Source organism: Rhizobium sp. RU33A, from assembly GCF_900156055.1.
Classification (GTDB): domain Bacteria; phylum Pseudomonadota; class Alphaproteobacteria; order Rhizobiales; family Rhizobiaceae; genus Allorhizobium.
The window spans coordinates 489,349-509,295 of record NZ_FTMQ01000001.1 but is presented as its reverse complement, the minus strand read 5'-3'; the positions used below and the strand labels follow the sequence as shown (position 1 = coordinate 509,295).

Here is a 19,947-nt window from a genome sequence, read left to right as displayed (position 1 = left end):
TCTTATCGGGATATGAAAAGCACGCGCATCTTACAGAGTGCTTATCGAAAGCCTCCAAGCCACTGAAACGGCTCACCTATTCGATTTCTTCGTAAAGTTCGAGTAAGCCGTTTCAGTCAAATTTTATCGATTCACCACCCGATCATTTCGGGAGATCAGAGAGCCTTGATATAGCCGCTGAGGCGTTCGGCTGCGTCTTCGATATGGGCGGGGTTGCGTAGGAAGCAGGCCCTTAGGAACGGCAGGCCACCCTCGCCGAAGGCCGTGCCGGGTGCCATGCCGACGCCGGTCTTGTCGACGATATCAAGGGCTGCCTTGCGGCTGTCGGAGATGCCGTCGATTTTCAGGAAGGCATAAAGTGCTCCTTCCGGCTTCAAGGTCTCGACCCTGTTGGTGGCGATCAGGGCATCGCAGAGGATGTCGCGCGAGGCGGTGGCGCGCGCAATATTCTCCCGTATGAAATCGTCGCCCTGATCGAGGGCGACGACCGCACCGCGCTGCATGAACTGCGCGACGCCCGAGGTCGAATACTGGATGAGGTTTTCGAGCACCTGACCGATCTCCGGCGGGGCAACGATCCAGCCGACGCGCCAGCCGGTCATCGACCAGTTCTTCGAAAAGGAATTGGCAAACATGACCTTGTCGCCCTCTTCCATCACATCGAAGAAAGACGGCGCCCGTTCGGATGCACCGTAATAGTAGAGCGCATAGATTTCGTCGGCGAGGATCCAGATGCCATGGCGGCGGGCGATCTCGAGGATTGCCTTCAGGTCTTCGCGGGTCGCCGTCCAGCCAGTGGGATTCGACGGCGTGTTGATAAAGAGCGCCTTGGTCTTCGGCGTAATCGCCTTTTCCAACCGATCGAGATCGAGCATCCAGCGACCGTCGGTGAAGGAAAGCGGAACGCAGACAGACTTCGCGCCGGCGAGATCGATGGCCGAGACGATGTTCGGCCAGCAGGGCGAGAGGTAAATCATCTCATCGCCGGGCGAGGTCAGAGCCTGGACGGCGAGCGCAATGGCCTGCATGCCCGAAGCCGTCACATAAAAATGTTCGACCGGCAGATCGACAGTGAAGTGGCGCTTGTAGTAGCGCGAGAGCGCCTGGCGGAGTTCAGGAATACCGCGCTGCCAGGTATAGAAGGTCTCCCCGCCAAGCAGGGCCTCACTGGCAGCGCGATTGATGAAGTCGGGCGTCGGCAAATCGCCCTCGCCCGCCCATAGTGGCAGAAGCCCGTCTCGACCCCGTGCGTAGTTGATGATCTCGACGATACCGCTTTCCGGTGCGGCGAGCGCGCGGGGGCTGAGGCTGTCCAACAGGGCCATGGGAAATTCACTCCTTCGATCGGTGCCGACTGTCTAACCGATCACCGGGCAAAAATCCCATGATATTCCTTGAGGACAGGATCGATCCCGCTGATGGGTTCTGCGATCCGCTGCCGGATCGTAGCGGTGTTTCAGCGGGTCTTTAGAAGGTCGCGGATCTCGGTCAGAAGCTGCACGTCAGCCGGCGGCGGAGCGGCTTCTGAGGCCTTCAGCTCTTCCTTTTCCATCGACTTGCGCAGCGAATTCACGCCCTTGACCATCAGGAAGATGATCCAGGCGAGGATCACGAAGTTAATGATAACCGTGATGAAGTTGCCATAGGCGAAGACGGCACCCTGTTCGCGGGCAGCGGCCAGCGTGTTTGCCGTGACATTGCTGCTCAAAGGCAGGAAGTAATTGGAAAAGTCGAAGCCGCCAAAAATGACGCCGACGACCGGCATGACGATGTCCTCGACCAGCGAACTGACGATCAGACCGAAGGCGCCGCCGATGATCACGCCGACGGCAAGGTCCATGACGTTGCCGCGGGCGATGAATGTCTTGAATTCGTGTAGCATTTTCCCCTGCTCCTAAATAGTCCCGAGTTTTGCCGGCGAGAACCGGTCCGAAATCATGGTTAATCAATCTTCACGCTTTCGAAAATGGTAATTCGGCACAGGCCGCCATTCCCTTTCGACTAAGGTCAATATTCGAAACGATTTCAAAAGACGCAGACATGCCCTAAGGTTCCGGTTCGGGCGCAGTCGAGGAGGAAAAGGTGTTCCCAGGCTGGATCATCGTTGCGTCAGCGATCGGTTACCTGTTGCTCCTGTTTGCCGTCGCGAGCTACGGGGACCGGAAGACGCGCGTGCATGGCGTTCCCGCGGGGGGACGGCCGGTCGTCTACGCACTCAGCCTCGCCGTCTATTGCACGTCCTGGACCTATTTCGGCGGCGTGGGCCTTGCCGCCGAGCACGGTCTGGAATTCATGGCGATCTACATCGGCCCGATCCTGATGTATACGCTGGGCATGCCGATCCTGAGGCGGATCGTCGAACTCGCCAAGACAGAGAAGATCACCTCGGGCGCTGACTTCGTGGCGGCACGATACGGCAAGAACCCCGTCGTCGGCATGCTGGTCACCGTGATCTATCTGGTCGGCATCATCCCCTATATCGCGCTCCAGCTGAAAGCTGTCTCGAGTTCGGTTGCGGCCGTCATGGACCCGACTGCCTACGGCATCGGCACCGGCAATCTCTACTTCATCGACCTGCCGCTGATCGTCGCCTTTATCCTTGCCTGCTTTGCGGTAATCTTCGGCACGCGCCATACCGATGCGACCGAGCACCAGGACGGCCTGATCCTTGCCATCGCCATGGAATCGGTGGTGAAGCTCATTGCCTTCTGGACACTCGGCGTCTTCGTCATCTGGGTGATGTTCGATGGCCCGGCGGATCTTTGGCAGAAGGCCACCGAGAGCGAAGCGGTAATGGCCGCACTGACGCATGAAACGCCGCCCAGCCGTTGGCTGCTGTTGATCGCGCTTTCGGCCTTCGCGATCATCATGCTGCCTCGGCAGTTTCACGTCACCGTGGTTGAAAACCGCACGCCTCGGGAACTGAAGCTCGCCGGTATCCTGATGCCGATCTATCTGATCGCCATCAACATCTTCGTCTTGCCGGCCGCCATCGCCGGTGTGCTGATGTTCGGCGGCAGCGGTGATGCCGATCTTTACGTGCTCTCTCTGCCACTTGAAGCCGGCTCCGGCTTCGTGTCGCTGCTCACCTTCATCGGCGGCTTCTCAGCCGCGACCGCCATGGTGATCGTCGCCTCCGTGGCGCTCGCGATCATGGTGTCGAACGACATGGTCCTGCCGATCTTCCTGCGGCAAAAGCTGGTGGGGCGACCCAGCCAACGCGAGGACTTCGCCAAGACGCTGCTGCATATCCGGCGCACGGCGATCTTCGGCGTGTTGCTGCTCGGCTATGTCTACTTCCGATCCGCCGACAATACGACGGGGCTCGCCAAGATCGGCCTGCTCTCCTTTACCGCCATCGCGCAGATCGCACCGGCCATGTTCGGCGGCCTGATCTGGCGGCGGGCCAATGCAAGAGGCGCGATTGCTGGCCTCACCATCGGCTTCTTAGTCTGGGCATACCTGCTCTTCCTACCGAGCCTCGGCGCCGAGGACCATTCCTGGATCGCCTCAGCCGTACTCGGCTTTCTGTTGCCCGGCCTTTCGATGTTTGAGCCGCAATATGCGGACCCGCTGGTCAATGCGACCATCTTCAGCCTGCTGATCAATACGATTGCCTTCGTGATCGGCTCGCTCAGCCGCAATCCACGCCCCGTGGAGCGCATCCAGTCCGCCATTTTCATCAAGCGCCAGCCGCGCTCCAACTTTGCCACCCGTGGCTGGAAGACCAGCGTCGCCGTCGGCGACCTGAAGGCTGCCATCGCGCGCTATCTCGGCAATGAGCGAATGGAACGCTCCTTCCGCTCCTACGAACAGACTGTGGGCCGCAAGCTCGCCGACGACAGCCCGGCGGACATGGCCTTCATCCATTTCTCGGAGCAGCTTCTCGGCAGCGCGATCGGCTCCTCGTCGGCGCGGCTGGTCCTGTCGCTGATCCTGCAGAAGGCCGAGGATCCATCGGCCGATACGGTCTGGCTGCTCGACCAGGCCTCGGAAGCGCTGCAATACAATCAGGACATGATGCAGACGGCGCTCGCCCAGATGGAGCAGGGGATCGCCGTCTTCGACGCGTCCGACCGCCTGACGATTTGGAACCGGCGCTTCCGCACGCTACTGGACCTGCCGGAGCATGTCGGCCAGGTCGGATTTCCGCTTCTCGACATGATCGCCATCCTGGCGCAGCGAGGCGATGTTCCGGCCGGTGACCCACAGGCTGTGATCCGAAGCTTCCACCAGTTCGACAGGCCATTCCAGATGGTGCTGGCCGGCGGCCACCGGATCATCGAAGTGCGCTGCAACCTGATGCCCGACAAGGGCCTGGTCGCGACCTTCAGCGACATCACCGCTCGGGTGGAGGCCGACCAGGCCCTCAAGCAAGCGAACGAAACGCTGGAGCAACGCGTCAGCGAACGCACGGCCGAACTGACGCGGGTCAACCATGCGCTCGCCGAAGCACGGGCGGCAGCCGATGAAGCCAATATCGGCAAGACCCGCTTCTTCGCGGCCGCCGGCCACGACATCCTGCAGCCGCTTAACGCAGCAAGGCTCTACTCCTCCTCGCTGGTCGAGCGGCTCGGTGATTCCGACAACAGCGCTCTGGTCGGCAACATCGATTCAGCCCTGGAGTCGGTAGAGAGCATTCTCGGCGCCGTTCTCGACATTTCACGTCTGGATACAGGCGCGATGAAGCCACGCTTTTCCAGCGTGCCGCTGAACAGCCTCTTGCAAAGGATCGAAACCGATTTCGCGCCAATGGCTCGGGAAAAAGACCTCAAACTCGTGGTGATGCCGACAACACTGTCGGTCCGCTCCGATCCGACCCTGCTCCGCCGCCTCGTCCAGAACCTTGTCTCAAACGCGATCAAGTACACACCGTCAGGCCGCGTCGTGGTCGGTGCCCGGCGTCAAGGCGACAAGGTGGTGATCCAGGTGACGGATAGCGGCATCGGCATTCCCGCGTCGAAATTCCGCACCGTATTCAAGGAGTTCGCGCGGCTCGAAGAAGGCATGCGCACAGCATCCGGTCTCGGCCTCGGCTTGTCGATCGTCGACCGCATCGCCAAGGTGCTGCAACACCCGGTGGAACTCGCCTCGAAGCCCGGCAGGGGTACGACGTTCAAGGTTGTCATGCCGCTCGACGTCGCCAAGCCGGCCACTAAGGGCGTCGTACCGATCGATGCCGGCAGTCGCTCCACGCCGGCGCTGCAGGGCTTCCGGGTACTGTGCATCGACAACGAGCCGAAAATCCTCGAGGGCATGCAACTTCTCATCTCCGGCTGGGGCTGTAATGTCGAATGCGCAGGCTCGATCGCCGAAATGGACGAACTGATCAAGTCCGGCAAGGCTCCGGATTTGGTCATTGTCGACTACCATCTGGATGATGGCAGCGGCATCGGCGCAGTTCTGAGGCTGAGGGCACTGACGCAGGCCGACATCCCCGCTCTTCTGATCACCGCCGATCGCTCAGCGGAGGTGCGCGCGGAGGCCGAGCGCCACTCGATCACCCTGCAGCACAAGCCGGTGCGGCCTGCTGCCCTTCGTGCTTTCATCACGCAGGTTTCCTCGCAACGCAGTGCGGCAGCCGAATAGCTCATGCGGATAAGGGCTTGAAATGCCCGACCTCACCAGCTTTTCAGGGCGCGCAGCGTCGGTGTCTTCTTGAAGACGTGATCGTTCATGCGACCCATCAGACGGTCCAGAAGCGAGACCGCCTCGACCACGGCCGGCCCCTTGTTCAGCATCACGCATTCGGCCCGCGCCGCCATGGCGGCATCGGTCATCTCGCCGCGTGTCGGAATGCCCTGCTTGACCATGTCTTCCAGCACCTGTGTCGCCCAGATGCAGGGCACGGACGCGGCCTCGCAGATCCAGAGGATCTCCTCCTGCATTTCCGCCAGCCGTTCAAAGCCGATTTCCGCCGCGAGATCGCCACGAGCGATCATCACCCCGAACGGCCCGCGCTGACGTGCCCGCGCGATCAGGGCCGGAAGATTGGTGAGCGCGAGCGGCTGCTCGATCTTGGCGATCAGACCGAGCTGCCGATCAGATCTGCCGTGGCGGGCAAGGACGTCGTCAAGCAGATCGATGTCTTCCGGTCGACTGACAAAGGAATAACCGATCAGATCGGCGCATTCGATGACCATCTCAAGGTCGGCTTCGTCCTTGCTGGTCAGCGGCGAAAGCCCGAGCGCGGTGTCGGGAAGGTTGATGCCCTTTTCGGGCTTCAGGCGTGTGCCGCTGGATCTGGTACGCCGAACGACGATGATCGCCTCCTCCGCTGCGACGCTTTCGACAACCGCTTCGAGCTTTCCGTCATCGTAACGGAGCCTATCACCGACGGAGAGCCGGGTGACCATTTCCGGCAGGGAGACCGCCGCCGAGTGCGGGGCTTTCTCATCGATACGCGGAGCAGCGTTTGCGACGAGGCGGACGCGATCACCGATCTGCAGCCTCGGCTTCTTGTCGACAGAGGCCACTTCGCCCGTTCTGATCTTTGGACCGGCAATGTCCATCAGAACCTTGATGTCACGTCCGCAGACGCCGGCGGCTGCCCGGACGAAGGCTCTCATGGTGCGCCACGCCTCCGGATCGTCATGGGCGCAATTGATGCGGGCGACATACATGCCGGCCCGGGCGAGATCCAGGATAAGGTCAGGACTTTCGGCTGCCTGACTGGGCAGCGTCACCATGATTCGTGTCCGGCGGGTCGCCGGCTTTGTGCCAAACAGGTCAACAGTGGCAGCTTCAAGCCGCGTCTCGCCAGCAAAAAAATCCGTTTCCGCCGGTATGGCGGGAGCCTCTGCCCGGACGCCCGAGAGCGATGCCAGCGCATGGATCACGGCGTCGATCGTCGGCAGGACCCGGCTCTCCAGCCGCCCCATGGAAGAGAGGCCAAGCGCCATGAGGCGGCGTTGCAACAGACGGATATCGTGACGACGTAGAGCAAGGTAATGGGCCAGATTGGCGATCGCCGGATCCGCTTCGCCATTCCCGGAAGACAACACCGAAGCTCCGTCGAGGATCGCTTGCCTGAGCGTCACCATCTCGGTGTGGATTTCAGCTGCGCGAATGGTGGCGTCGGTGGTCTCTCGCATGTTCATGATCGGCCCTGCCTGGTTGTTGCAGAACCCTAATCCCGGCTTGTTGACAGCCCAATGACAGTCAATGTCGCAGGGATCTCAGAGCCTGAGGCTCCATACGGTGGCGTTGACCACGACGCCGGGTTCAGCCACGAGCCTTGCCGCCCGTACCGGCTCAAAGCCGGCAATCCGCTTGGTCCCGGCCACGCGCCCGCCATCGGCAAAAACCTCCAGAGAACCGTAGTCGAGGAAGACGCGCAGACGGCGGGCGCCGGCGGCCTTTGCCAGATAGCGCGGACCCGGCGGCTCTTCCGGGCGGTCGAGATAGCCATGAAGGATCTCGAGACCTTCCTCATGCTGGGCGATGGCGAGGCGAATGTCCGGGTGGTCGAACTCCAGGCGGAACGCGCCGCCTGCTTCCGACAGCTCGAAGGTCATCTCGGCGGCACCATTGGGCAGCTCGATGCGTTGGCCAGATGCCAGTCGCGTGCGGTCGAGCATGCGCGCGCGCAGACTTTCGGCCGCGCCGATGGGTGGCGTCAGCAGCGTATCTCCTTCGAGAACCAGCGTGCGCGGCAATGTCATCGCAGAGGGAAAATCGACGGTCGGACCGGTATCCGCCCAATTCCCGAGCCAGCCGATACCGACCGGCGTGTTGCCATCGACGAATGCCTGGAAAGCATAGTTGTCGGTGCCGAAATCGAGTTCACGGCCGAAGGACTTGGCGAAACTACGGCCGTCGAACCAACCGATATCGATCATCGTCAGATTGCGTCGACCGGTCTCCTTGTCCTCGCCGTTCATCAGGCCATAGATCAGCGCCCAGCGGCTCGTGGGATCACGGTAGTCGCCATCCATGGGCAGAAGGCAGGGGCATTCGAGGGCCGAGGTTTCATAGCGCGTCTCGGTGTAGAGCTTGCCGACATAGGTCCAGCCGGAAGCCCCGGTATTGTCCTCCGTCTGATACAACAGCACCACGCCGCCCGTGTCGCTCTGGCTGCCGAGCAGCATTTTCCACAACCCATCCGGACCGCGGAAAACATAAGGGTCGCGAAAGTCGAATGTCAGGCCTTCGCCATCAGGCCTGCGGGGCAGGAAGACTTCTGCAGCACCCGCGCTGAACAGATCGGTCGATGTCGCCGTCAGCTGGATTTCCTGCTCGGGCATCCGCTCGGCGATCTTCTCCGTGAAGAAAACCCGGATTCCGGGTCCGTCGGTCCGCGCAATCGCCGAACCGGAAAAGGCGCCTCCGCGCTTGTCCGGTCGCACCGTCAGTTCCTCGGAGGGGAAGAGGAAGACCGGCAGATGCCGCCAGCGCAAATAGTCCGAAGAGACGGCGTGGCCCCAATGCATGTTGTTCCAGATCCGTCCATGCGAATAGTGCTGGTAGAAGATATGCGGGCGTCCTCCGAATCGACCGAAGCCGTTCGGGTCATTCATCCAGCCGAAGGGCGGGCGGAAGTGATATCCATAAGGCAGATCCGGCGGCTCGTTCGACGGATTGGTATGGATGACTGTGATGCCGGTCTCCAGCACGTCCGAAGGCGTGAACCAGTAGGCGACAGAGAGCGACGTAACCGCCATGTCATAGGCGAGGGTGACCGTGCCTCCGCCGAAGACCTGATAGATGCGGAAGGAGTTCTCTTCCGCATTCGAAGCCTGCACTTCACCAAACTTGCCATTTGCGCTGTACAACGACACCGCCCCCGGCTGTTCCGGCGTCACCGCCTTTAGCCAGAGATGCAGCACGGCGTTGACGGGAAGTTCGACTTCGATAGCCCTGTAATGATCCGGTATGCCGGTCGCTGTCGTCATGCAGGTCTCCCTTTTTTCTTTCTAGCCCAGCGCTCAACGGAAGGAGCTACGTGGCTGTTCCATGCCTCGCTGTCACAGAGGCTTCAGAAAACCGTCATGGCGGCTTCACTCGAAGCGCCTACTGCGGCGAGAACGACACTGAAGATCGGAGCCCTGCTCATGCGTCTCGCCGTTCTCGTCCTAGGCCTCTTGCTCTCCCTCGTTACCGGGGCGGCAAGTCTGGCGCCCATTCCGCCATCCAATCGGGCGTCTATCATCCACGAACGGCTCACCGAGGCCAACCTCAATCGTGATCATGTCATGGTCGTGGCCCATCGCGCCGGCTGGAAGAAGGATGGGGCCGTCGTTCGCGCCGAAAACTCGTTTGCCGCCATCGACCACGCCGTTTCGACCGGGGTTGAAATGGTGGAGCTCGATGTGAGGCGCTCTAAAGACGGCACCCTTGTCATCATGCATGATGAAACACTCGACCGCACCACCACCTGCCGCGGAAAAGTGACCGAGTTCACCCTTGCAGCGCTTAGAACCTGCCGGCTCGTGGTCGAGGGAGACCGTCGCCCGACAGACGAACATGTCTTCACCCTCGAAGAAGCCATGCTGCATGCGCGCGGCCGGATCCTGATCAACATCGACAACAAGCTCGAGCCGGAAGCCCTGGTCGAGGTCGCCGAACTCGCCCGCAGCCTTGGGATGACCGACGGTGTGCTCCTGAAGATGGCGGTCTGGAATGCCGAGCGGCTTCAACTCGCTCGCGACATCCGCCGCGCCATCGGTTCCGAGTTCGCTTTCATGCCGATCCTCGCCGATGACGCCGTAACAGAGCCCGCATTCATCGACCGCACCCAATCAGCGCTCGGCGCACCGGCAGCCGAGCTTGTCCACTGGTATCGGGATTCATCGGAGCCGATCACCGCGGATGGCGGACCTCTGCTCTCGCCCCTCGCCCGCGCGGCTGCGGTCCGCAATAACACCCATCTTTGGATCAACACCTATCCGATCACCGATCGCCCTGAGGGCATGGTGGCGGGCGGACGCGGCGATTATCTCGCGCTTTCGACAGGGCGACCGGAGGATGTCTGGGGCTTCTTCATCGAACGGGGCGTGACCATCATCCAGACGGACGAGCCGGAAGCAGTTATTGCCTGGCTCGACGCGCAGGGACTGCGGCGGTCCTATGAGCTGACGAACTGAAGCTTCACATAAGACCCGAACGAAAAAAGGCGGCCCGAGAGCCGCCTTTTCCAATTCATTCAGAACCTAAGCTCAGGCAGCCTTGGCGGCTTCACCGTAGGGATCGAAGCGGCCGTAGAAGGTCTCGCCCTTGGCGGCCATGTCCTTGAGCAGCGGCGTCGGGGTGAAGTGCGGGCCGTAGTCCTTGGCGAGGCGTTCGCAGAGTTCCACGAAGGTCTTCACACCCATTCCGTCGATGTAGGACAGGGCGCCGCCGGTGTAGGGTGCAAAGCCGAAGCCCAGGATCGAGCCGACATCGGCTTCGCGCGGGTCGGTGACGATACCTTCCTCGACGGTGCGGGCGGCTTCCAGTGCGATGGTCGCAAGGAAGCGTTCCTGCAGCGTCTTGACGTTGACGTCGTCCGGCTTCAGCTGCGGATAAAGATCCTTCAGGCCCGGCCAGATGTGCTTCTTCGCGGGCTTTGCCGGATAGTCGTAAAAGCCCTTGCCGTTCTTGCGGCCGAAGCGCTCTTCTTTTTCGACCATGCGGGAAACCAGCTCCATGTGGCGCGGATCGATCGCCTTCTCGCCGAGATCGGCAACGGTTGCCTTCAGGATCTTGTAGGAGAGATCGATCGCCACTTCGTCGTTGAGCGCCAGGGGGCCGACCGGCATGCCGGCGAACTTCGCAGCATTTTCGATCATGACCGGCGGCACACCTTCGATGAGCATGTTGTAGCTCTCGGACATGTAGCGCAGGACGCAGCGGTTGACGAAGAATCCACGGGTGTCGTTGACGACGATCGGGGTCTTCTTGATCGCAGCGACGTAGTCGAGTGCTACGGCCAGCGCCTTGTCGCCGGTTTCCTTGCCGAGGATGACTTCGGTCAGCATCATCTTCTCGACCGGCGAGAAGAAGTGGATGCCGATGAAATCGACCGGGCGCTTGGAGTTTCCGGCGAGACCCGTAATCGGCAGCGTCGAGGTGTTGGAGGCGAAGATCGCACCTTCCGGCAGCACGGCCTCGACCTTTTCAATGACGGCTTTCTTGACATCACGGTCTTCGAAGACGGCTTCGATGACGAGATCGGCATCGGCGAGCGTGCCGTAGTCGTCGGAGGGTGTGATCATCGACAGGAGCTTTTCGCCCTCGTCCTTGGTCAGCTTTCCCTTACCGACGGCACCAGCAACGAGACCTTCCGAATGGGTCTTGCCCTTACCGGCGGCTTCCATGTCACGGTCGATCAGCACAACATTGATGCCGGCAGCGGCTGTCACATAGGCGATCGAGGCGCCCATGAAGCCCGCGCCGACGACGCCGACCTTCTTGATCTCCGACTTCGGCTGGCCAGCGGGGCGGCGGGCGCCCTTGTTCAGCTCCTGCATCGAGACGAAGAGCGAGCGGATCATCGAATAGGCTTCGGTGGTCTGGACGATCTCGGTGAAATAACGCTGTTCGATGCGAAGGCCCGTGTCGAAGGGTACCTGCAGGCCTTCATAGACACTCTTCAGGATCGCAAGCGCTGCCGGATAGTTGCCGGCGGTTTCGCGGCGCAGGATCGCAGACGCAGCTGGCCAGAGCTGGGCAGCCGCCGGGGTCCAGATGCCGCCGCCGGGAACCTTGAAGCCCTTTTCATCCCAGGGGGCGACCGGCTTCAGACCGTCCTTGATCATCTGCTTGGCAGCATTGATCAGTTCGCCCGGCTCGACGACCTGATGCACGAGGTTCATCGCCTTGGCGCGGGCGGCCGACAGCGTCTGCCCTGTGGTCATCATCTGCAGGGCGTCCTGCGTGTTGGCGAGGCGAGCAACGCGCTGGGTGCCACCGGCGCCGGGGAAGATGCCGACCTTAACTTCCGGCAGGCCGATCTTGACCGACTTGGCGTTCGACGCCACGCGGCCATGGCAGGCGAGCGACAGCTCGGTCGCGCCACCCATGCAGGTACCATTGATGGCGGAGACCCAGGGCTTGCCATTGGTCTCGATCTTGCGCCACAGCCAGGTCATGCGACCGGCGGCGTCAAAGAGCTTCTGGACGGCAGCTGTCGGGTCCTTGGCCTTTTCCTCTTCGAGCATGGAGAACATGCCCTTGATCATGGTGAGATCGGCGCCGCCCGAGAAGGACGACTTGCCGGAGGTGAAGACCACGCCCTTGATGCCGTCATCGGCAACGGTCTGGTCGAGGATCTTCTCGATTTCGTCCATCACTTCCACGGTGAAGACGTTCATCGACTTGTCGGGCATGTCCCAGGTGACCAGGGCAATGCCGTCTGCGTCGGTCTCGATGGTGAAGTTCTTGTAGGTCATGTTGGGATTCCTCTTCCCTGAAATTCGATTTTGCGAGGAGCATCCCCCTCACCCGGCCTCCGCTTCGCTCGGCCACCCTCTCCCCGAGGGGAGAGGAGGATTGGCCAGCGCTGCGGCGACCTCTCTTCTCCCCAGCGGGGAGAAGGTGCCGGCAGGCGGATGAGGGGGAGCTTCCCCCTCAAACGCGCTCGATCACCGTTGCCGTGCCCATGCCAGCGCCGATGCAGAGCGTGACCAGCGCGGTATTCAGATCGCGGCGTTCCAGCTCGTCGAGCACCGTGCCGAGGATCATCGCGCCGGTGGCACCGAGCGGATGGCCCATGGCGATCGCGCCGCCGGCGACATTCATCTTCGAATGGTCGACATTGAAATGCTGCATGAAGCGCAGGACGACGGCGGCGAAGGCTTCGTTCAGTTCGAACAGGTCGAAGTCGGAGATCTTCATGCCGGTGCGCTTCAGGAGCTTTTCCGTCACGTCAACAGGGCCGGTCAGCATGAGCGCCGGATCGGAACCGATATTGGTGAAGGCGCGGATGCGGGCGCGGGGCTTCAGGCCCATGCTCTCGCCACCGGCCTTCGAGCCGACGAGAACGGCCGCAGCGCCATCGACGATACCGGAGGAATTGCCGGCGTGGTGGATGTAGTTGATACGCTCGATTTCCGGATGGGCCTGGATGGCCACGGCTTCGAAGCCACCCATTTCGCCGGGCATCTGGAACGACGGGTTGAGGCTTGCCAGCGACTGCATGTCGGTGCCGGGACGCATGTGCTCATCGCGGTCGAGGATCACTAGACCATTGCCATCCTTTACCGGGATGACGGACTTCGCAAAATTGCCGGCAGCCCAGGAAGCGGCGGAGCGCTTCTGGCTCTCGACGGCATAGGCGTCGACGTCGTCACGGGTGAAGCCATACTTGGTGGCGATCAGGTCGGCGGACACGCCCTGCGGCATGAAATAGCCGGGGAAGTTGACCGAGGGGTCCATGTACCAGGCGCCGCCCGACATGCCCATGCCGACGCGGGACATGCTTTCGACGCCGCCAGCGATGACGATGTCATCGGAGCCAGCCACGACCTTGCCGGCGGCAAGGTTGATCGCGTCGAGGCCGGAGGCGCAGAAGCGCGAGATCTGGATGCCGGGGGCGGCGAAATCATAACCGGCCTCGAAGGCGGCCGCCTTCGGGATGACGGCACCGGCTTCCATGACCGGATCGACGCAGCCGAAGATGATGTCATCGACGGTCGAGGTATCGAGACCGTTGCGGTCGCGCAGCGCTTCCAACGTCTTGGCGGCCAGACGGGGGGTCGGCACTTCGTGCAGCGAGCCGTCCTTCTTGCCGCGCCCGCGGGGCGTGCGCACATGGTCGTAAATGAAGACTTCAGTCATCGTCTCTCTCCCTTGGGCGCACGGGGCGCCGGAATTTTTCCCTCTTCTCCCCAGCGGGGAGAAGTGCCGAGCGAATGCGAGGCGATGAGGGGGCCGATTGCGCAAGCGCCCCCTCATCCCAGGCGCAACGCGTTGCGCCTAACCTAATGGGCCACCTTCTCCCCGCTGGGGAGAAGGGGAAGATCAAAACGCTTCCGCGGCCATTTCCATCAGGCTGTCGGCGCCGGTTTCGATGCGGGCCTTGCGCAGGGCCGTCTCCGGCATGACCTTTTCCATGTAGAAACGGCCGGTCAGCAGCTTGTTCTTGTAGTAGTCCGCATCGCCAGAGCCTGCGGCCAGGTTGTCATTGGCGGCCTTGGCCATCTTGGCCCACATGTAGCCAAGCACGACGAGACCGAAGAGGTGCATGTAATCCGTCGAACCAGCACCGGCGTTGTCGGGCTTGGCCATGGCGTTCTGCATGAACCACATGGTCGAGGCCTGCAGGTCGTTCAGACCCTTCTTCAGGCTCTTGGTGTAGGCCGACAGGTTCTCGTCGCCACGGTTCTCTTCGCAGAAATCACCGATTTCCTTGAACAGCGCCATCACCGCACGGCCGCCATTCAGGCCGAGCTTGCGGCCGACGAGGTCTAGTGCCTGGATGCCGTTTGCGCCTTCGTAGATCATCGCGATGCGCGCATCGCGGACATACTGGCTCATGCCCCATTCTTCGATGTAACCGTGACCGCCATAAACCTGCTGGGCCATAACCGCATGGTCGAAACCCTTGTCGGTCAAGACACCCTTGAGGATCGGCGTCATCAGGCCGAGCACGTCGTCGGCGAGCTGCTTCTCGGTCGCGTCACCGGAGCGGTGGGCGACGTCGGACTTGAGCGCCGTCCAGAGCGTGAAGGCGCGGCCGGCCTCGTTGAAGGCCTTGATGGTCAAGAGCACGCGGCGGATGTCCGGGTGCACGATGATCGGGTCGGCCTTCTTTTCAGGCGCCTTGACGCCCGACAGAGAGCGGCCCTGGATGCGCTCACGGGCATAATTGGCGGCGTTCTGATAGGCGATTTCGGAGATCGACAGGCCCTGCAGACCAACGCCGAGGCGGGCCTCGTTCATCATGACGAACATGGCCGCGAGGCCCTTGTTCTCGGCACCAATCAGGTAGCCGGTCGCCTCGTCATAGTTCATCACGCAGGTGGCGTTACCGTGGATGCCCATCTTGTGCTCGATGGCGCCGCAGGTGACCGTGTTGCGGCTGCCTACCGAACCGTCGTCGCCGACCATGAACTTCGGGACGATGAAGAGCGAGATGCCCTTGGTGCCCTCGGGTGCACCTTCGATGCGGGCGAGCACCAGGTGGATGATGTTATCCGACATGTCGTGTTCGCCGGCCGAGATGAAGATCTTCTGGCCGGAGATCTTGTAGGAGCCGTCGCCGTTGGGAACCGCCTTGGTGCGCAGCAGGCCGAGGTCGGTGCCGCAATGCGGCTCGGTGAGGTTCATCGTGCCGGTCCAGATGCCTTCGACCATCTTCGGCAGATACTTCTGCTTCTGCTCGTCGGAGCCATGCTCCAGGATCGCGGCGATCGCGCCCTGGGTGAGGCCCGGATACATCATCAGCGCCATGTTGGCAGACGACATGTATTCACCGACGGCGGAATGCAGGACGTAAGGCAAGCCCTGACCGCCGTATTCGGCAGGCACTGCCAGACCAAGCCAGCCGCCCTGACAATAGGCGTCATAAGCCTGCTTGAAGCCCTTCGGCGTCTTGACCGAAGCGTCGTCCGAACGGACGCAGCCTTCCTGGTCGCCGGAGAGATTGAGCGGGAAAAGCTGCTCTTCCGCGAGCTTCGCTGCCTCGCCGACGATCGCCTCGATCATGTCGGGGGTCGCGTCTTCAAAGCCCGGCAGGTTGTTGTACCGCTCGAGACCAAGGACGTCGTTGAGAATGAAAAGCGTGTCGTTTACGGGGGCCTTGTAGACAGGCATCGGTCATCTTCCTCCAAAGACTTCGGTTCCGACGGGATCGGACTGTTCTGGCTTATACAAATAATTGACGTGCGCGTAAACGTCAAAATTTTTAAGCGCGGCATTTTTGCAAGGACCGCGGTCCCCTCCCCGTCCATCAAAGGCCTCTAAAGGAAGGCCCTTGTGCGGGGCATTACGACACACGGGAGATGACCGTATTCACCGATTTTTCGCGAAGCTTAACGGCTTGTTTACCATGTTTCATGAAAGGTTGCGTTTGAAAGCTGGTGATCCATCCGCGATTCCGACGCGCCCTCATGACCCTTGGGGCAAGAGGCATTCGTCGAGGTCGCACAGGACCACCTGGACGCATTCGGACGCACGCTGCGTCCGGCACCATCGAGGCGAGCAGAACCATGAACGGATCGCGATCCCAGACCCAACGGCCCGGCAACCCGTCCTCGCTGGATGCGTTGAACCGCACCATCGAAGGGCTTGAGGCTCGCATCGAGGGACTGATTGGCCAACAGAGCGCGCGCAGCCGCAGTGCAGACGAGCCGGTGGCACGCCCCCTGCCCGGCCGCCGCGCCGACGACCTTCCGCGCAGCGAACGCGATGTCCGCGACACACGGCCGGATCCGCTTGCCGAAATCCGCCAGCGCCAGCGCGCGCTCGAGGAAAGCCGTGCCCGCAGTTCCGACCACAGCCTTTACAGCCGCAGCGAAGAAACGTTGCCGCGCGCGACAGTACGCCAGCCCCTGCCACCGCTTTCCGATCCGCAGCCGGCCTATGCCGTTCGCGCTCCCGTGGCACCACCCGCGCGCGCCAGCCAGGACATCACGGAAGCGCTGAGCGGTCTTCGCCGCGAATTGAAGCAGGATATCAGCGAAAGCCTGTCGCGCGAGATCGCCGGCCTGCGCAACGAGATGCGCTCGATCCGCCAGCTTGCCGAAGAAAGCCGCCCGCAGGACGACATGCGCCAGGACATCGCCCGTCTGGCCGAAAGCATCCAGCGGCTCGAGGGCATCAAGGCTCCGGGCACCGACGGCCTGCGTGAGGACTTCGACGACCTGCGCTCGCTCATGGACGGCCTTGCCCGCGAGGATTCCATGCGCCGCATAGAGCGCCGCTGGGACGATGTTGAAGTCCGTCTCGATAGCCTAGACACCGGCGCCATGCGCGACGAGATCATCCGCATCGCCGACCGCCTCGACGACATCAAGTCGCAGCTCGGCGGCATGGGCGACACGCGCGCGATCCGGGCTCTCGAAGACAAGCTTGTGACCGTCGCGTCAGCACTCGAACACATCGGCGCCCATATCGATCCCAACGAGCGCAAGCTGACGGAACAGTTCGCCTCGCTCGACATGCGACTCGACGAAATCACCCGCGCCATCGCTGCCGGCAGCCGCAACAGTGGTCCGGGCAACGACCCGGCGACGTTTCATCGGCTGGAAGAGCGGCTTTCGGGTCTCGCGCGCCAGATCGAGACCCTCTCCGAAACGCGCACACCGCAGCTGCCGGATGCCTCGCACGAGATGGCCGAGCGGCTGGAGCTGCTGACAGAACGCATCGAGCAACTTTCGACCGAACAGGGTGCTGCCCGGCTCGAAGAACGGCTCGACCAGCTCTCCTACATGCTGGAGAAGGTGCAGCGGCCGGCGCCTGCGCCGGAACTCACCGGCTATCTTGCCGACATCTCTCGCAAGATCGATGCGCTCGACGGCAGTGCCGTCAACGACCGCCTTGCCGATCGGCTCGAAATCCTGGCGCGCCACATTGAGGAGCTCGACGCGCCGCAGCCGGTCGCCATGATCGATGACAGTGCCCTGCGCAACCTCGAAGACCGCCTGAATGCCGTGGTCGACCGTCTTGAGGAAACCAGCTCCTCCGCCCCTACCGGCGAAAGCGCAAGCCTCAAGGGGCTCGAAGACCAGATCGCCCATCTCTCAGCCCTGATCAGCCAGCCCTCGCCGGCCGATCCGGAGGTTTCGGGCCGCATTTCGGCACTCGAGGATTATGTTGCGACGAGTGACGAATACATCATCGAGGCGGCCCGGCAGGCCGCCGAAACCGTCATGGCCAATTTCGCTCAGCGTTTCCCGGCTGGAAGCCAGGCGGCATCGGCTGACATCTCCGCTCTGTCGGCCCTGTCGGATCATCTCAAGCAGCTCGAAGACTATAGCCGTCACTCGGAAGAGCGGACCCACCGCACCTTCGAGGCCCTGCATGACACGCTCGTGCAGATCGCCGGACGGCTCGACGAGTTGCACCATCTCGGACAACAGCCCGAAGCAGCTCCTCTCTTTGCCCAGGCTGCCGTTGCACCCGAACCGGCACCGCGTGTACCTCAAGCCGCAGCACCGGCTCCAAAACCGCCGCATATGGCTGCCGAAACGATTGCGGAACCGACACATCCGATCGATCAAGAACTGCTCGCAGCAGCGGATGATTTCGCCCAGACCATGACCGCGCTGCCGGTGATCGATGCCGCACGCGAGAAGAAAGTTGCGAAGCCCAGCCTGCTCGCCGGCCTGGGCAAGAAGCTGATGCCGGGGAAGAAGGCGCCAAAGGCCCCTACAGAGCCTCGCCAGATGGTCGACCCTTCGCCGTCGATCGATCCGGTCGATGTGCTGCCGCCCGACGATGCGAATGAACTCCTTGAGCCCGGCTCCGGAGCGCCCGATGTGCGCAAGATCCTTGAGCGTGTTCGTGCCAGTCAGCAGGCAGCCAAGGGCGCAACCCCTGCCGGCGCCGACAACGGGGACCGTACCGACTACATCGCCGCCGCCCGGCGCGCCGCCCAGGCGGCCGCCATGGAAATGGATCGCGCCCAGAAGGCAGCGCCCACGGGCAACAAGACAATGGCCGATGTGAAGGCCAAGACGAAGTCGGGAGAAAGCTCCCTCTTCGCGCGGTATCGCCGTCCCATCATGATGGCGGTGGGTGCCGTGCTCCTCGTTGCCATGGCCATGCCGCTCGTCAATACGCTGACCCGCAGCGAAGCGCCCGTCGCCATCGAAGAGACCGGTCAGGACGAGACGAGCGAGGCCGTCATTGCAGACCCCGCGGTCGAGACCGCTGATGCAGCCGATGTCCAGGGCGACACCGGCACCGCGACACTTTCTGCGGCGTCTGCGCAGGCAGAGCCTCCAGCCGAGACGGATGAAGATCTTGTCGTCGCTCAGGACACATCGGCGCCGCCTGCACCTGTTCAAGCGGAAGACACGGCCCCTGTCAGTGCTCTGATGGCACCTGCGACGAGCGCGCCGGGCCAGACGCTGGAAGCGCCAACCAGAGTTGCCGATGCCGGGGCCAATATGGTCGTTGCCGAGGAAATCGCGCCGGCTGCGCCTGCCGCCGAGATCGTCGTTCCCTCGGAAATCACGCCGCCATCGCTTTCGATCGCCGCCAAGGGTGGCGATCCCGTTGCCCTTTTTGAAATCGGCGCCCGCTATACCGAAGGTCGCGGCGTAACGAACGACTTCGCCGAAGCGGCCAAGTGGTATCGCCTCGCAGCCGACAAGGGTTTTGCACCGGCCCAGTATCGTCTGGCCAATTTCCTCGAAAAGGGAACGGGCGTTGCACCCAATATCGGCGAAGCAAAGCGCTACTACGAAATGGCAGCGAATGCCGGCAATGCCAGCGCCATGCACAACCTCGCCGTCATCTATGCCTCCGGCAAGGATGGCGCACAGGACTATGCCAAGGCAGTGGAGTGGTTTGGCAAGGCCGCCGAATACGGGATTTCAGACAGCCAGTTCAACCTCGCGATCCTCAGTGCCCGTGGCAACGGGACCTCGCCGGATCTGGTGACGTCCTACAAGTGGTTTGCGATCGCAGCCAAGGGTGGCGACACGGATGCTGCGCAAAAGCGCGACGAAGTGGCCAATGCGCTGAAGCCGGAAGAACTCGAACGCGCCCGCGCCGAGGTGGACCTCTGGAAGGCCAAGGAGATGGACCCGGACGCCAATTCGGTCAATACGCCAGACGAATGGGCCGGCAAGGGCCTGAAGACCGCAAGCGTCGACATGAAGAAGGCGATCCGCAACATCCAGGCCATTCTTAACAAGAACGGCTATGACGCTGGAACGCCCGACGGCGTGATGGGCGCCAAGACTGTGTCGGCGATCAAGGCTTTCCAGACATCGATCGGTGAACAGCCGACGGGTCAGGTGACGGATAAGTTGGTGACCGAGCTTCTGGCCCGCAACAAATGATGCGGCTGTCATA

10 protein-coding genes are annotated in these 19,947 nt (G+C 62.2%); 3 read left to right on the top strand and 7 right to left on the bottom strand.

Features of this window, described 5'->3' with window-relative positions; all coding sequences use genetic code 11:
• Positions 1-155: 155 nt before the first annotated feature.
• Together BW978_RS02510 and mscL are read right to left on the bottom strand one after the other, a co-directional pair.
• Positions 156-1,325: a pyridoxal phosphate-dependent aminotransferase gene (locus BW978_RS02510; RefSeq protein WP_076391907.1), complete on the bottom strand. Its 1,170-nt coding sequence runs from the start codon at positions 1,323-1,325 to the stop codon at positions 156-158.
• A 131-nt stretch (positions 1,326-1,456) separates the two neighbouring features.
• Positions 1,457-1,882, bottom strand: coding sequence for a large conductance mechanosensitive channel protein MscL (mscL, locus tag BW978_RS02505; protein ID WP_076391905.1), 426 nt, complete (start codon positions 1,880-1,882; stop codon positions 1,457-1,459).
• A 200-nt stretch (positions 1,883-2,082) separates the two neighbouring features.
• On the opposite strand from mscL, the gene BW978_RS02500 reads away from it, so the two are divergent.
• On the top strand, positions 2,083-5,589 hold the full coding sequence (locus BW978_RS02500) for a hybrid sensor histidine kinase/response regulator (protein WP_076391903.1): 3,507 nt from the start codon (positions 2,083-2,085) through the stop codon (positions 5,587-5,589).
• A 32-nt stretch (positions 5,590-5,621) separates the two neighbouring features.
• Here BW978_RS02500 and BW978_RS02495 read toward each other — a convergent pair whose 3' ends face one another.
• The gene (locus tag BW978_RS02495) at positions 5,622-7,100 is read right to left on the bottom strand and encodes a pyruvate kinase (RefSeq protein ID WP_076391901.1); all 1,479 of its coding nucleotides are present in this window, start codon (positions 7,098-7,100) and stop codon (positions 5,622-5,624) included.
• A 78-nt stretch (positions 7,101-7,178) separates the two neighbouring features.
• On the bottom strand, positions 7,179-8,894 hold the full coding sequence (locus BW978_RS02490; protein ID WP_076391899.1) for a GH32 C-terminal domain-containing protein: 1,716 nt from the start codon (positions 8,892-8,894) through the stop codon (positions 7,179-7,181).
• A 96-nt stretch (positions 8,895-8,990) separates the two neighbouring features.
• Between BW978_RS02490 and BW978_RS02485 the strand changes: the two genes are divergently transcribed.
• On the top strand, positions 8,991-10,085 hold the full coding sequence (locus BW978_RS02485; RefSeq protein WP_244551867.1) for a glycerophosphodiester phosphodiesterase family protein: 1,095 nt from the start codon (positions 8,991-8,993) through the stop codon (positions 10,083-10,085).
• Positions 10,086-10,157: 72 nt separating this feature from the next.
• Here the strand turns inward: BW978_RS02485 and BW978_RS02480 are convergent, their stop codons facing one another.
• From BW978_RS02480 to BW978_RS02470, 3 genes are all read right to left on the bottom strand, one after another.
• Positions 10,158-12,371, bottom strand: coding sequence for an FAD-dependent oxidoreductase (locus BW978_RS02480; protein ID WP_076391897.1), 2,214 nt, complete (start codon positions 12,369-12,371; stop codon positions 10,158-10,160).
• A gap of 178 nt (positions 12,372-12,549) precedes the next feature.
• Positions 12,550-13,758 (bottom strand): acetyl-CoA C-acetyltransferase, encoded by a 1,209-nt coding sequence (locus BW978_RS02475; protein WP_076391895.1) that lies wholly within the window; start codon positions 13,756-13,758, stop codon positions 12,550-12,552.
• 183 nt (positions 13,759-13,941) lie between these two features.
• Positions 13,942-15,735, bottom strand: coding sequence for an acyl-CoA dehydrogenase C-terminal domain-containing protein (locus BW978_RS02470; protein WP_076391893.1), 1,794 nt, complete (start codon positions 15,733-15,735; stop codon positions 13,942-13,944).
• A 395-nt stretch (positions 15,736-16,130) separates the two neighbouring features.
• Between BW978_RS02470 and BW978_RS02465 the strand changes: the two genes are divergently transcribed.
• Positions 16,131-19,934 (top strand): peptidoglycan-binding protein, encoded by a 3,804-nt coding sequence (locus tag BW978_RS02465; protein WP_076391891.1) that lies wholly within the window; start codon positions 16,131-16,133, stop codon positions 19,932-19,934.
• Positions 19,935-19,947 lie beyond the last annotated feature (13 nt).